This window comes from Nocardioides furvisabuli, from assembly GCF_021083185.1.
Taxonomy (GTDB): Bacteria; Actinomycetota; Actinomycetes; order Propionibacteriales; family Nocardioidaceae; genus Nocardioides; species Nocardioides furvisabuli.
Genome location: NZ_JAIGQB010000004.1, coordinates 218,595 through 233,146, shown reverse-complemented (window position 1 = coordinate 233,146; position 14,552 = coordinate 218,595). Strand labels below are relative to the sequence as shown.

The following is a 14,552-nucleotide window of genomic DNA, read 5'->3' as shown; positions in this document are numbered from 1 at the left end:
GTGGATGGACCCGCAGGCAATCAGATCGGATCCGATCGGATTCAATGGGGATGGCCAACAATGACGTGACGGGGCTCACGCGTCAAGCCTCGGGCCGTCTACTGGGCACCTTCGGAGGCCTCGAAGAGGCGTCGGAACCGGTCGCGCGACAACAGGATGTGCTGGCGCATGGCGTAGGCGGCGGCGTCGGGGTCCCGTGCCGCGACCCCGGCGAGCACGGCGTCGTGCTCGCCCATCGCGAGATAGGTGACCTCGGTGTCGTAGACCAACCGGAAGAGGTGCACGTGGGTGTGCAGCCGCGCCAGCGCTTCCCGGACCAGCTGGTTGCCGGCGCTCGCGGCGACGAGGTCGTGGAAGGCGGCATCGCGCAGGCCGAAGGAGCCGTAGGCCAGGTGGCCGTCGCCGTCGGCGAGCTCGGCCATCTCCTCGAGCATCCGCCGGAGGTCGTCGACCTGCTGCCTGGAGGCGCGTTCCGCGGCGCGGCGCGCTGCCGCCGGCTCGAGGAGGAGTCGCAGCTCCACCATGTCCTCGAACCTGGCGCGGGTGATCTGCGGGGGGATCCGGTAGCCGGCATTGGGCACCCGCACGACCAACCCGTCGGCCTCCATCCGGTTGAGGGCGTCCCGGATCGGTGTCTGCGAGACGCCCAGCTCCCGGGCCAGCGCGTCGATGGTGACCCGGGAGTCCGGCACGATCCGCAGGGACATCAGCTGTCCGAGGAGGGTGTCGTACACCTCGTCGGCCAGGCGCCCGCTGGCGCGCGCCGGTCTTCCGTCGTCCTGCAGTGGTCCTGGTTCGCCATTCACCTGGGGGAATCCTTTCTCGCACTTCGTCCGAGTGCTCGGTTGACAGCGCCGGGGTGACTGCCCCATGCTCTCGCCATCAGATCGTATAGGAAATTGCTGTGGACGTCCTTCTCCCGGCCAGGTCCTGTCGCACCGACTATCTCCCGGAGCTCCCATGAGCATGCTCGGCGTCCTACGCGGACCGCAACAGGTCCTGTTCGGAGCCGGGCAGCGGCACGCTCTCGGGACCGTGACCGCCAGTCTCGGGTCGCGGGCCCTGGTCTGCACCGATGCCCGCTTCGGTGCGACGTCCGAGTTCGAGGACCTCGTCCGGCTTCTCGAGAACGCTGGGGTCCAGGTCACGGTCTTCGCCGAGGTGCTGCCCGACGTGCCGGTGCACCAGGTGACCCAGTGCGCCGAGCTCGCGTCCGGGGCCGACCCCGACGTCGTGGTCGGCATGGGAGGAGGCAGCTGCCTCGACCTCGCCAAGGCGGTGGCCGTGCTGCTCACCCACGGCGGCCAGCCCGCCGACTACTACGGCGAGTTCCGTGTCCCCGGCCCGATCGTGCCGGTCGTCGCGCTGCCGACGACGGCCGGGACCGGGTCGGAGGTCACGCCCGTCGCCGTGCTCACCGATCCGGCGCGGGTGAGCAAGGTAGGCATCTCCAGCCCCCACCTCATCCCGCACGCCGCGATCTGCGACCCCGAGCTCACCGTCGGCTGCCCGCCCGCGCTCACGGCCAGCGCCGGGGCCGACGCGCTCTCCCACGTCATCGAGGCGTTCACCGCGATCCGGCGACCCGTGGCGGCCGAGCTCGCCACCGAGCGCGTGTTCGTCGGCAAGAACGAGCTGACCGACACCTTCGCGCTGCTGGGGGTGAGGCTGATCGCGGGGAGCCTGCGCCGTGCCTGGTCGACCCCATCCGACCCAGCCGCACGCGAGGCCATGATGCTTGGAGCCACTGCTGGGGGCTTCGCCCTCGGAACCGCGGGGACGGCTGCTGCCCACGCGATCCAGTATCCCGTCGGAGCGCTCACCCACACCCCGCACGGCATCGGGGTCGGAGCGCTCCTGCCCTACGTCATGGAGTTCAACCGGCCGACCCGGGTCCCCGAGATGGCCGTGATCGCCCTGGCGATGGGCGCCACGCCGGGTGCCTCGCCCGAGGACCTCGCCGACGAGGCCATCGACCGCGTCGCCGCGCTGCTGTCGTCGGTCGGCGTCCCGGCCACGCTCGCCGATCTCGGGCTGCCGCACGACCAGCTCCGCTGGACCGCCGAGCAGGCGCTCGGCGCCGAGCGCCTGGTCGCGAACAACCCCCGCACCCTGGACGTCGACGCCCTCGAGCACATCGTCCGCGCCGCCCACGCCGGCGACCGCGCGGCCCTGCGCGACACGAGCGCCGCGACCACGTCGGTCCTGGCTGCCGGGGCTGACGCGCGATGACGGCCATGGATGCGGCCCTGAGCTCGGTCGTCGACGCGATCGAGGTCCCCACCGACCTGCTGGTGGCAGGATCCTGGCGGCCCGCCGCCGGAGGACGACGGCTGGAGGTCCGCGACCCCGCCAGTGGCACGGTGCTCGCCACGGTCGCCGACGCCGACTCCAGCGATGCCGCGGCGGCCATCGACGCGGCGGCCGCCGCGGCCCCGGTGTGGGCGGCGACGTCGCCCCGCCACCGCTCAGACCTGCTCATGCGCGCCTTCGAGCTCATGCGCGGCAGGAGCGAGGAGCTGGCGCTGCTCATCAGCCTGGAGAACGGCAAGTCGCTCGCCGACGCACGCTCAGAGGTTGCCTACGCGGCGGAGTTCTTCCGCTGGTATGCCGAGGAGGGCGTGCGTCTGCGCGGGCAGCTGGGCATGTCGCCGAGCGGGGCCAACCGTCTCATGGTGAGCTACCACCCCGTCGGGGTCAGCGTGCTCATCACCCCGTGGAACTTCCCTGCCGCGATGGCGACCCGCAAGATCGGCCCGGCCCTCGCTGCGGGCTGCACGGTGGTCCTCAAGCCGGCTGCCGAGACCCCCCTCACCGCCCTGGCGGTGGCGGCGATCCTCACCGAGGTCGGCCTGCCGCCGGGTGTGGTCAACGTCCTCACGACCTCGGAGCCCGGACCCGTCGTGGAGACCATGCTCACCGACCGGCGTACGAGGATGGTGTCGTTCACCGGCTCCACCGAGGTGGGCCGGCTGCTGCTGCGCACCGCCGCGGACAACGTGCTCAAAAGCGCGATGGAGCTGGGTGGCAACGCCCCGTTCGTCGTCCTCGCCGACGCCGACGTGGACGCAGCCGTCGAAGGGGCGATGGTCGCGAAGATGCGCAACGGCGGGCAGGCCTGCACCGCCGCCAACCGGTTCTTCGTCCACACCGACGTCCACGACGCCTTCGTCGACGGACTCACTGCCAGCATGTCCGCGGTGACGGTCGGGCCCGGGCCGGACGAGACCTCCCAGTGCGGCCCCCTCATCAACGCTGAGGCGGTGGAGAAGGTGGACCGGCTCGTGCGCGACGCGATCGAGCGCGGGGCCCGTGCCCTCGTGGGCGGTCGCCCCGGCGAGGGGCCCGGCTGCTTCTACCCGCCGACCGTGCTCGTCGACGTGCCGCTCGATGCCCGCATCCTCCACGAGGAGGTCTTCGGACCCGTGGCACCCGTGTTCCGCTTCGATCGCGAGGAGGACCTGCTGCCGGTGGTGAACGACACCGACCTCGGCTTGGTCAGCTACCTCTACACCCGTGACCTGGCGCGCGGCCTGCGCCTGGCCGAGGGACTCGAGAGCGGCATGGTCGGGCTCAACCGCGGCCTGGTCTCCGACCCGGCCGCGCCCTTCGGCGGCACCAAGCAGAGCGGGCTCGGCCGCGAAGGAAGCACCGAGGGACTCCTCGAGTTCCTCGAGGCCCAGTACGTCGCGACGTCCTGGTGACGCGCGCCCACCTCTCGGACCCACAGCTCGGACACAGCTCGGAACGACCCAGGCAAACAGCCCCGATGCAGGAAGCAGGAAGACAGATGCGGTACGCAATGCGAGTGGGACGTAGGTCCCTTCCCGGTCGACCGTTGCGGTTGGCGACGGCGGCCATCGTGATGGCGGCGGCCCTGGCTGCCTGCGGCGGCGCCGACGGCGGCGGCGACGGTGAGGCAGGGGGCACCAAGGCGCCCGCCACCATCCCCGAGCTCAGTGACGAGGAGCAGACGCTCAGCTTCGTCTGGTTCGAGTGGCCGCCCGCGCAGGCGCTGGAGGACTTCGCGAACGCGGAGTACACCAAGGAGCGGCCCAACGTCACCGTCGAGGTCAACACGGTCCCCAACGCCAACTGGCACGACGCGATGTTCACGCAGTTCGCGGCACAGCAGACCGACTTCGACATCGCGATCCTGGACTCCCAGCACATCGGGGAGGCCGTCACCAACGGCAACATCCTCGACCTCACCGACTTCGTCAACGAGAACATCGACGTCGACGCCTACGACCCCTACCTGCTCGCCGCCTACGGCCAGTACCCCCAGGCCGAGACCGGGCAGCGCGACGAGAACGCCAGCCTCTACGGCCTCCCGCTGCTCGGCGACACCTGGACCATGATCTACCGCAAGGACCTCATCGGCGACGAGCCGCCGGAGACCTGGGACGAGATGATCGCCGCTGCCCAGAAGTGCCAGGACGAGAATCCGAGCGTCAGCGGCCTGGCCTTCCACCAGGCCAACGGCTCCGACGCCGCGGCCGTCACCTACAACACGGTGAACGGCGTCTACGGCGGCAACCTGTGGGACTCGGCAGACAAGAAGATCGACGGTGTCATCAACGACGAGGCCGGCCAGAAGGCCATGGACGTCCTGGTCAACGAGATGAAGCCGCTGACCGCCAGGGGCTCGGGCAACTGGTTCATCGACGAGGTCAACGCCGCCGTCGCCCAGGGCAAGGCCTGCATCGCGTTCCAGTGGATCGCCGCAGCCGGCGGCCTGGTCGACCCCGCCCAGTCGACACTCGGCACGACCGAGGACGAGATCCTCGACAAGCTGGGCTTCGCGACCCTACCGACCCAGGAGTCCGACGTCGTCCCGCTCGGCGGGATGGGGATGCACATCTCCGCCTACGCCCCCGACGACCGCCAGGCCGAGGCGCTCAACTTCATGAGGTGGTTCGAGCAGGAGGACATCCAGAAGAAGTGGGCCGCCGCGGGTGGCGTGCCGGCACGCACCGACGCCATCCAGTCACCGGAGTTCCTCGAGGCGGGGCCGTTCAACCAGGTCTACGCCGACTCGGTGGCCCGCATGCGTGACATGTGGAACGTGCCCGAGTACGCCCAGCTCATCGACATCGAGAACACCAACGTCAACGCCGCGCTCAACGGTGCTAAGAGTCCCGAGGACGCGCTGAACGACATCGCCCAGCAGCAGCAGGGCGTGCTCGACGGCGACGGCGGCGGGCTGTGATCTGACCGATGACCACCACCACCGACCACCCGGTGCAGGAGGCGTCCTCGACGCCCCCTGCACCGGGGGGGCTCCCCCCGCCTCAGCGACCGCGGCCTGGCCGTGGCGTTCATCTCTCCGGCACTGTTGCTGCTGCTCGGGATGTCGGTGTTCCCACTGCTGTGGGCGCTCTACCTGTCCTTCACCGACTACTCGGCCACGCGTGCCACCGGGACCGACTTCGTCGGCTTCGACAACTACACCACCATCCTGACCTCGTCGGAGGTGCACACGCGTGCGTTGACGACGCTGGTCTACGTGGTCGGGGCGGTGCTGCTCCAGACCGTGCTCGGCTTCTCGATCGCCTACCTGATCTCACGGCGTACGCGTGGTCGGGGAGCACTGACGACCCTGTTCCTGGTGCCGATGATGCTCTCGCCCGTGGTGGTCGGCCTGTTCTGGAAGTTCATGCTCGACGCCCAGTTCGGGGTGATCAACTCGATGCTCGGGTCGCTCGGCTTCGGGCAGGTGGAGTGGCTGACCCGGCAGCGGACGGCCCTCTTCTCCCTCATCGTGGTCGACACGTGGCAGTGGACGCCGTTCATCATGCTCATCGCCCTCGCCGGTCTCACGGCCGTGCCGGCCTACCTCTACGAGGCCGCGTCCATCGACCGCGCCTCGGAGTGGTTCCGCTTCCGGCACATCACCCTGCCGATGGTGTGGCCGCTGCTGCTCATCGCGGTCATGTTCCGCGCCATCGAGGCCTTCCGGCTGTTCGACCTCGTCTACATCCTGACGAGCGGCGGACCGGGAGTGTCCACGGAGACGCTGTCCTTCCACGTCTACAAGGTCGCCTTCCTCGGCTTCAACACCGGGACGGCGTCGGCGTACGGGATCCTCATGGTCCTTGTCGTCATCGTGCTCGCGCAGCTCTACCTGCGCTACCTCAACAAGCTCAAGGAGGGGTGATGGCCATCGCCATCGACGAAGCCGTGCCCGGCCCGGTGACGGACGACGCGCCGTCCACGCGTCGCCGTGGCGGCGGGGCGCGGAGGGTGATCGAGGTCGTGCTGCTCGTGGTCCTGGCCGTGGCCATGCTCTTCCCGGTGTTGTGGATGCTCGAGACGTCCATTAAGGAGAACCGCGACGTCTACGCCGTGCCCGCGAAGTTCTTCAACTTCGACTTCACGCTCGACCACTTCAAGGACGTCTTCGTCGGTGCAGACGGGGGACGCTCGGACCTGTCCGTGTCGTTCCTCAACTCCGTGATCGTCGCGGGTGCGTCGACGGTGCTGGCGACCGTGCTCGGCGTGCCGGCGGCGTGGGCCTACTCGCGCTTCACGCTGAAGGCCAAGAAGGACCAGCTGTTCTTCATCCTCTCGACCCGGTTCATGCCGCCGGTCGTCGTGGTGATCCCGATCTTCCTGATGTACCGCGAGCTCGGGCTCATCGACAGCAAGCTCGGCCTGATCCTCATCTACGCCGCCTTCAACGTCCCCTTCACGATCTGGATGATGAAGGGCTTCGTCGACGAGGTGCCCTCGGAGTACGAGGACGCCGCCATGCTCGACGGCTACACCCGCCTCCAGGCGTTCTGGAAGTTCACCCTGCCCCTGCTCGTGCCCGGCATCGCCGCAACGGCGGTCTTCGCCCTCATCTTCTCCTGGAACGAGTTCGTGTTCGCCATCTTCCTCACCTCCAGCCAGGAAGTCCGTACGGCTCCTCCCGCCATCGCCGGACTCATCGGCGGCACCACGGTGGACTGGGGCCTGGTGGCCGCCTCGGCGGTCGTGTTCGCCATCCCGGTGCTCGTGTTCGCCTTCCTGGTGCGCAAGCACCTGGTCGCCGGCGTCACCCTCGGGGCGGTGCGACGCTGATGGCCGGCATCGAGGTGACCTCCCTGCACAAGCGCTATCCCGACGGGACGGTGGCGGTCGAGCACGTGGACCTGTCCATCGGCGACGGCGAGCTCTTCGTCATGCTCGGCCCCTCGGGCTGCGGCAAGACCACCACCCTGCGTGCCATGGCCGGTCTCGAGCAGCAGACGTCGGGTGACATCCGCATCGGCAGCAGGCTGGTCAACGACCTGCCGCCGGCCGAGCGCGACATCGCGATGGTGTTCCAGTTCTACGCGCTCTACCCGCACCTCAGGACCCGTGACAACCTGGCCTTCCCCCTGCGGGCCGAGGGGCTGCCCGAGAAGGAGGTGAGCGAGCGCGTCGCCGAGGCGTCGCGCATGATGCGCCTGGACCAGCTGCTCGACCGGAGGCCGCAGCGGCTCTCCGGGGGCGAGCAGCAGCGCGTCGCGCTGGCCCGCGCGCTCGTGCGTCGGCCGCAGGCCTTCTTGATGGATGAGCCACTGACCAACCTCGACGCCGAGCTGCGCGCCGACATGCGCACCGAGATCAAGCACCTGCAGGCCGAGCTCGGGACGACGATGGTCTACGTCACCCACGACCAGGTCGAGGCCATGTCGCTGGGGCACCGCATCGCGATCCTCAACAAGGGGCGGGTCGAGCAGGTCGGCACGCCGCTCGAGGTCTACGACAGGCCGGCCAGCCTCTTCTGCGCGGCGTTCATCGGCTCCCCGCCGATGAACCTGATCGACGTCGAGGTCTCCGACGGCATGATGCGGGGACCGGGCGGACTCGCCCTCACCCCGCCGTCCGGCCTGCCGCGCGACCGTCGTCTGGTCGCCGGCGTCCGTCCCGAGGCCCTCGAGGTCACGGCCGCGGGCGTCGAGGGATCGGTCCCCGCCCGGGTCATCTCGGCCGAGGTGCTCGGCGACGAGATCATCTACGTGCTCGACAGCGGTGGCGAGCGCAACGTGCGCGTCCGGATGCCTCCCACGGTCCGCTTCGCGGCCGAGGCGCCGGTCGGGCTGCGACACGCGGGCGGCACCCCGCCCGTCTACGACGTCAACACGGAAGAGCTGGTGGCCTGATGGGAACCGTGGCAGCACACGGGCTGCGGAAGTCCTTCGGCGAGGTCGAGGCCCTCAAGGGCGTGGATCTCGACGTGCCCGACGGATCGTTCTTCGTCGTGCTGGGCCCGTCCGGAGCAGGCAAGACGACCACCCTGCGGGCGATTGCCGGGCTCGAGAAGCTCGACGCGGGCTCGGTGCACCTCGACGGACGCGACGCGACGCACGACACCCCGGCCGCGCGGGACCTGGCGATGGTCTTCCAGAGCTACGCCCTCTACCCGCGCCGCACGGCGTACGAGAACATCGCCTCGCCCCTGCGCGCACGGCGCGCGTCCTCGGGAGAGATCGCGGCCGCGGTGGAGCAGGTGTCCGAGCTGCTCCACATCGAGCGGCTGCTGGAGCGCCGGCCCGCGCAGATGTCCGGTGGCGAGCAGCAGCGCGTCGCTCTGGCCCGCGCCCTGGTCCGCCGCCCACGGGCGTTCCTCATGGACGAGCCGCTCACCAACCTCGACCTCAAGTTGCGCGTCGAGATGCGCACCGAGCTCACCCGCATCCACCGCTCGCTCGGCGGCACCTTCGTCTACGTCACCAATGACCAGGTCGAGGCGCTGTCGATGGCCGACCAGGTGGCAGTCCTGCGCGAGGGGCAGGTGCAGCAGGTCGGCACGCCCACCGAGGTCTACGAGCGCCCCGCCAACCAGTGGGTCGCCGGCTTCGTCGGCAGTCCGAGGATCAGCCTGCTGGCCTGCCAGGTCCGGGGCGACCAGCTGGTCGGCGACCGGGGCTGGACGCTCCCGCGTCCGCGCTGGAGCACGGCTCGGGACGGCCAGCCCCTGATGCTCGGGCTGCGCGCCGAGGACCTGTCGGTGGAGAAGCGCGGCGACGCGTCCCTGGCCGGGGAGCTCTACGGTCTCGAGCCCCTCGGCGACCGCACGGTCGTCGACGTCAAGGTCGGCACGGAGATGCTCAAGGTCAAGGCGCGGCCGGCCGTCACAGGTTCTCCCGGTGAGCGGTTGTCGGTCGCGGTGGACCTGGATCGCGCCCACCTCTTCGACGCCAGCACGGGGCTGACGTTGTCCGAGGTCGGGCGGTAGCACAGGATCTGTGCATGAGGACTGGGCTGGAAGGTGAGCTGCTGCGGATCCTGCGCGACGCGGGACCGCAGACCAAGAACCAGCTCGCCGACGTCCTCGGCGTCCCACGCACGACGCTGAACGCCTCGCTCCGCTCGCTGACTGCTGCCGGGCACATCGAGGACGGGCCCGTCGCGGCCAGCTCCGGGGGGCGTCGCTCGGTGACCGTACGCATCGCCGGTGCGCGGCGGTCGCTGGTGGTGTCCCTGAGCCGGAGCACGGCGCAGGTGGCAGTCCTCCACGGTCATCTGACCATCGCGGCCGGAGTCAGCATCGACCTCCACGACCGTGAGCCGGACGCGGCGTGGCTGGCGGAGACGGTGAGGCGAGCCGGTCAGCGCGTCCTGGGCGACGAGCAGCCCGCCGCAGTGGGAGTCGCCGTCGCGGACACCGAGCCCGGGATCGAGACCGCGGTCGTCGAAGGTCTCGCGAGCACCCACCACGGTCGGCCCCTCGTCACCGTCCCTGCAGTGCGCGCGATGGCGCTGGGGGAGAGGCGTGCGAGCGGACCGGACGGCGCCGATGACTTCGTGGCCGTCCGGCTGGGCGAGAGCGTCACCACCGCAACGGTCACCGGGGGGCACCTCGGGCTGGGCGCCGGCGGGCGGTCGGGCGAGGTCGGCCACCTGCGGGTGGAGGAGTTCGGCCCGGCGTGCGCATGTGGCCTCACCGGTTGCCTGGACTCGTTCGTCAGCTCGGGGGCGCTGGTGGCGCAGGCCAGCGAGCTGGTCCGCCGGGGCCGGTCGCCGGAGCTCGCCGACATCCTCGCGAGTGCCGGCACGCTCGACCTCCGCGACCTCGTCGACGCCGGTCGCGCGGGTGATCCGGTTGTGGCCCAGGTCGCCCGCGACCTGGGCCAACGGCTGGGAAGGGTCGTGGCAGGGATGGTGGCGCACAGCAACCCCCGTCGGGTGGTCATCGGTGGGCCTGTGGCCGCCTTGGGGATGGGATTCCTCGGCGACCTGCGCGCCACCGTCTACCGACTGGCTCCCCCCGCCCTCGCGGAGGGCCTCGAGGTCACCCTGAGCGACCAGGGCGGCCGGGCCGAGCTGATCGGCGCCGCCGCCGCAGCGATGACTCGCTGGATTGAACAGGATTTCTGAGGTCCCGCCGTCGGTCTTTTGACCGAAACGGTGAGAAGTTGGCCCTGCGTCGTCACAACTCACGAATTCCGCTGGGAAAAGCAGGAAGGGTCCTTGTAGACCCAGTTCCGCTGTCTTAGTTTGGGCGTTGCCCCAACAAAGAGTGATGCCGATCACATCCCCACAGGGACCTTCTTCGATCGGATCTTCGTGCCGGCCCCCAACGCCCGGGCGGCTCGGGCGGCGCTGCCGTGCGCTCACATCCAGCACCACCATCCCCATCACCCCCACCCCAGCCGAGCGGCCACGCCCGCACCGCGGGCCCGTCACGCGGAGAGGAGCGCACATGTCGAACCTGCACCAGTCCGTGTCAGACCAAGGCCTCGCACACCCCGACGTGCGGCGGTCCAACCTCGGCCTGGCCCTCCGTCACCTGCGCGACCACGGGCCCCGCTCGCGGGCGAGCCTGGCCACCGACCTCGGCATGACCCGCTCGACGGTGTCGACGCTGGTCTCGGAGCTGATCGAGCGGCGGCTGCTCACCGACGGCCAGCTGGTGCAGAGCGGCGTGGGGCGCCCTAGCACCGCGGTGGAGCTCGACGGGCGGGGTGTCTGCGGCATCGGCGCGGAGATCAACGTGAACCACGTGTCGACGATGGCGCTCGACCTGCGCGGCGACGTGGTGGAGGAGCGCAAGCTCGCCCTCGACGCCCGCTCGCTCGACGCGTCCCTGGTGCTCGGCCACCTCGCCGACCTGGTCCGCGAGACCGTAGCGGGCCTCGACGAGCGCGGTGCCACGACCGTCGGCCTCACGGTCGGCGTCGCCGGCCTCTACGACCAGACGCGAGACATGCTGACCCACGGGCCCAACCTCGGCTGGTACGACGTACCGGTCGGGGCGATCCTGCGCCGCGACCTCGGCGCGGCCTTTCCCGTCGTCGTCGACAACGAGGGCAACCTGGCCGCAGCGGCCGAGGTCACCCCGGGTGACCCCGGTCGGCAGGACATCCTGGTGCTGCACGGAGAGATCGGTGTCGGCGGCGGCATCGTCAGCGGGGGACGCCTCCTGCGGGGCAGCCACGGCTATGCCGGGGAGTTCGGCCACATGATCGTCGAGCCCGGCGGTCGCCAGTGCGGCTGCGGCCGCCAGGGCTGCTGGGAGACCGTGAGCGGCCTGCGCGCCCTGCTCGAGATGGCCGCCGACCCCGACGACCCCATCCGCAACCCCGCCATGGCGCTGGACGACCGGCTCGCCGAGATCAACCGCCGCGCCCACCTCTCCGACGCCCGGACCCTGCAGGCGCTCGAGGACGTCGGCGCCTGGGTGGGGCTCGGTGCCGCGATCCTGGCCAACGCCCTCAACCCCGCCACCATCGTGCTGACCGGCTACTACGCAGCCGTCGGGCACCACATGCGGTCCGCCATCGAGCGCGAGCTGCGCGCCGGCGTGCTTGCCCCGGACTCCGGCGGCACCCGCGTCGAGCTGTCGACCCTCGGTTTCCGTGCCGCCGTACGCGGCGGTGCCACCGCCTCCCTCGAGTCCGTCTTCGCCGATCCCACCCAGGTCCCCCGCCGGGCCGCTGTCGCAGGAGCAGTCGTATGAGCACCACAGAGCCGCTGCTGCGGATGAGCGGCGTCGTGAAGAGGTTCCCCGGAGTGTTGGCCCTCGGTGGTGTCGAGCTCGAGGTGCGCGCGGGGGAGGTGCACTGCCTGCTCGGCCAGAACGGCGCCGGCAAGTCCACCTTGATCAAGGTGCTCTCCGCGAGCTACCAACCCGACGAGGGCGAGATCCACTGGGACGGCAAGCAGGTAGCCCTGTCCAGCCCGCAGGTCGCCATGCGCCTCGGCATCTCCACCATCTACCAGGAGCTCGACCTGGTCCCCGACCTCAGCGTCGCGGAGAACATCTTCCTGGGGCACGAGCTCAGCACCGCCGGTTTCAGCCAGCGCGGTGAGACGATCCGCCGCACCCGCGAGCTGCTCGAGCGGCTCGGACACGGAGAGATCCAGGCCACCCGGTCCGTCGGTCGTCTCTCGCCGGCCGCCCAGCAGATCGTGAGCATGGCGCGCGCGCTGTCGCAGAACACCCGCCTGCTGGTCCTCGACGAACCGTCCGCCGTGCTCGACCAGGGCGAGGTCGACAACCTCTTCCGCGTCATCCGTGACCTCACCGCAGAGGGGGTCGCCATCGTGTACATCTCCCACCGGCTCGACGAGATCCGACAGATCGGTGACCGGATCACCGTCCTCAAGGACGGCAGCACCGTCGCCTCCGGCCTCGCGGTCGAGGACACCCCGACGTCGGAGCTCATCGAGCTGATGACCGGACGCTCCATCGAGTACGTCTTCCCGCCCCGCGGGGAGACGGCGCCCACTGACGGGGAGCCGGTCCTCGAGGTCATCGACCTCGAGCTGCCCGGGGTGTTCTCCGGGGTCGACCTCAGCGTCCACGCCGGGGAGATCGTCGGCCTGGCCGGGCTCGTCGGCGCCGGCCGGTCAGAGATCCTCGAGACGCTGTACGGCGCCCGCCGACCCTCGGCCGGCACCGTGCGGGTGCTCGGTCGCGAGCTGCGCCGCGGCTCGGTGCCTGACGCCGTCAAGGCCGGGGTGGGGCTCGCTCCGGAGGAGCGCAAGAGCCAGGGCCTGCTGCTCGACCAGGCGATCTACCGCAACGTCACTGTCTCGTCGCTCGGCCGGTTCGCGCGCCTGGGCTTCCTCGACAGCCGCGAGGAGCGCCGTCGCGCCCGCGAGGTGACCGAGTCGCTCGACACACGTCCCGCCGGGGTCGACCGCCTGGTCCGCCTGCTCTCGGGCGGCAACCAGCAGAAGGTCGTCCTGTCCCGCTGGCTGCTGCGCGAGTGCAAGGTGCTCCTGCTCGACGAGCCCACCCGTGGCGTCGACGTGGGGGCCCGCGCCGAGATCTACGCCGTGGTCCGGTCGCTGGCCGACTCCGGTGTCGCAGTCGTCGTCGTCTCGAGCGAGGTCGAAGAGGTGCTCGGGCTCGCGGACCGGGTGCTGGTGGTCCGCGAGGGCCGCGTCGTTCACGAGGGGCCGGCGAGTGAGATCGACGAGTCCCGCGTCCTGGATCTGGTCATGGAAGGAAGCGCCGCATGAGCAAGCACAGCACGACCCACGGGGTGGAGGACACCGCCACCGCGTCGAGCGAGACCGTCCGCGTGGAGCACGCAGCCGCCGAGAGCGGAGGGACGTCGCGAGCAGCCGGGTTGATGAGCGGACCGTTCGGTCGCAACCTGGGACTGGTGGTCGCGCTCCTGGTGATCTGCCTGGTCGGCGTGTTCACCGCGGGCGACCGCTTCGCCAGCGTGAACACCGCGATGACCATCCTGCGCCTGGCCGCCGTCGTCGGCGTGGTCAGCATCGGCATGACCTTCGTGATCATCGGGGGCGGCATCGACCTGTCGGTCGGGGCGATCCTGGCGCTGTCGTCGGTGTGGGCGACCACCTTCGCCACGCAGGCCATGGCTGCCGACACCCACTGGCTGGTGATGGTCTTCGTCGCACTGGCGGTCGGCGGCGCCTGCGGACTGGTCAACGGGGTGCTCATCGCCTACGGCAACATCGTCCCCTTCATCATGACCCTCGCGATGCTCGCCTCGGCCCGCGGCCTGGCCGAGATCATCTCCGAGCGGCGCACCCAGATCGTGACCGTCGACGGGTTCAAGGACTTCTGGTCCGCAGACGTCCTGGGCGTCCCGCTGCTGGTGATCATCTTCGCCCTCGTCTCGGTCGGCGGCTGGGTCCTGCTCAACCGCACGACCTTCGGCCGCCGCACCCTGGCCGTCGGCGGCAACCCCGAGGCGGCCCGCCTCGCCGGCATCAACGTCAAGCGACACACCGCCCTGCTCTACGTGCTGGTCGGACTCTGCTGCGGCCTGGCCGCCCTCATGCTCATCGGACGCACGTCGACCGGCAGCTCCACCCACGGCACTCTTCTGGAGCTCGACGCGATCGCGGCCGTCGTCATCGGGGGCACCCTGCTCACGGGTGGGCGCGGCACCATCGTCGGCACCGTGATCGGGGTCCTGATCTTCAGCACGCTCAGCATCGTCTTCGTCCTGAACAACCAGGACAGCTCGACCCAGGCCGTGGCGAAGGGACTGATCATCGTCGTCGCCGTGCTGCTCCAGCAGCGCCTGGCCCGCCGCTCGATCTCCACCTAGGAGTCGGACCGCGCCCCCCTACTCGGAATCTGGCAACGC

12 protein-coding genes are annotated in these 14,552 nt (G+C 70.4%); 11 read left to right on the top strand and 1 reads right to left on the bottom strand.

What is annotated here, in order from left to right; all coding sequences use genetic code 11:
- Positions 1-98: 98 nt before the first annotated feature.
- Positions 99-806, bottom strand: coding sequence for a GntR family transcriptional regulator (locus K4G59_RS10265; RefSeq protein ID WP_231250872.1), 708 nt, complete (start codon positions 804-806; stop codon positions 99-101).
- A gap of 64 nt (positions 807-870) precedes the next feature.
- On the opposite strand from K4G59_RS10265, the gene K4G59_RS10260 reads away from it, so the two are divergent.
- The 11 genes from K4G59_RS10260 to K4G59_RS10210 all read left to right on the top strand — a co-directional run bounded on the left by K4G59_RS10260 (position 871) and on the right by K4G59_RS10210 (position 14,513).
- A complete protein-coding gene (locus tag K4G59_RS10260; RefSeq protein WP_308189388.1) occupies positions 871-2,232 on the top strand; it encodes an iron-containing alcohol dehydrogenase in 1,362 nt (453 codons plus the stop codon).
- A complete protein-coding gene (locus K4G59_RS10255) occupies positions 2,229-3,704 on the top strand; it encodes an NAD-dependent succinate-semialdehyde dehydrogenase (protein ID WP_231250870.1) in 1,476 nt (491 codons plus the stop codon). Before K4G59_RS10260 ends, K4G59_RS10255 begins: the two co-directional genes overlap by 4 nt.
- Before the next feature lie 140 nt (positions 3,705-3,844).
- Complete coding sequence (locus K4G59_RS10250; RefSeq protein WP_231250869.1) at positions 3,845-5,212, top strand: extracellular solute-binding protein; 1,368 nt, start codon at positions 3,845-3,847, stop codon at positions 5,210-5,212.
- A gap of 102 nt (positions 5,213-5,314) precedes the next feature.
- Positions 5,315-6,160, top strand: a complete 846-nt coding sequence (locus K4G59_RS10245; protein ID WP_231250868.1) for a carbohydrate ABC transporter permease — start codon at positions 5,315-5,317, stop codon at positions 6,158-6,160.
- The gene (locus K4G59_RS10240) at positions 6,160-7,068 is read left to right on the top strand and encodes a carbohydrate ABC transporter permease (protein WP_231250867.1); all 909 of its coding nucleotides are present in this window, start codon (positions 6,160-6,162) and stop codon (positions 7,066-7,068) included. Before K4G59_RS10245 ends, K4G59_RS10240 begins: the two co-directional genes overlap by 1 nt.
- Positions 7,068-8,135: an ABC transporter ATP-binding protein gene (locus K4G59_RS10235; protein ID WP_231250866.1), complete on the top strand. Its 1,068-nt coding sequence runs from the start codon at positions 7,068-7,070 to the stop codon at positions 8,133-8,135. Before K4G59_RS10240 ends, K4G59_RS10235 begins: the two co-directional genes overlap by 1 nt.
- 8 nt (positions 8,136-8,143) lie before the next feature.
- Positions 8,144-9,211: an ABC transporter ATP-binding protein gene (locus K4G59_RS10230; RefSeq protein WP_231250865.1), complete on the top strand. Its 1,068-nt coding sequence runs from the start codon at positions 8,144-8,146 to the stop codon at positions 9,209-9,211.
- 14 nt (positions 9,212-9,225) lie between these two features.
- Positions 9,226-10,353, top strand: coding sequence for an ROK family transcriptional regulator (locus K4G59_RS10225; RefSeq protein WP_231250864.1), 1,128 nt, complete (start codon positions 9,226-9,228; stop codon positions 10,351-10,353).
- A gap of 325 nt (positions 10,354-10,678) precedes the next feature.
- Positions 10,679-11,935 carry an ROK family transcriptional regulator gene (locus tag K4G59_RS10220; protein WP_231250863.1) on the top strand — a complete coding sequence of 419 codons (1,257 nt, stop codon included), beginning with the start codon at positions 10,679-10,681 and terminating at the stop codon, positions 11,933-11,935.
- Entirely contained in the window at positions 11,932-13,446 is a 1,515-nt protein-coding gene (locus tag K4G59_RS10215) for a sugar ABC transporter ATP-binding protein (RefSeq protein ID WP_231250862.1), read from the top strand. Before K4G59_RS10220 ends, K4G59_RS10215 begins: the two co-directional genes overlap by 4 nt.
- Entirely contained in the window at positions 13,443-14,513 is a 1,071-nt protein-coding gene (locus K4G59_RS10210) for an ABC transporter permease (protein ID WP_231250861.1), read from the top strand. The genes K4G59_RS10215 and K4G59_RS10210 overlap by 4 nt, the downstream gene beginning before the upstream one ends.
- The last annotated feature ends 39 nt before the right edge of the window (positions 14,514-14,552 follow it).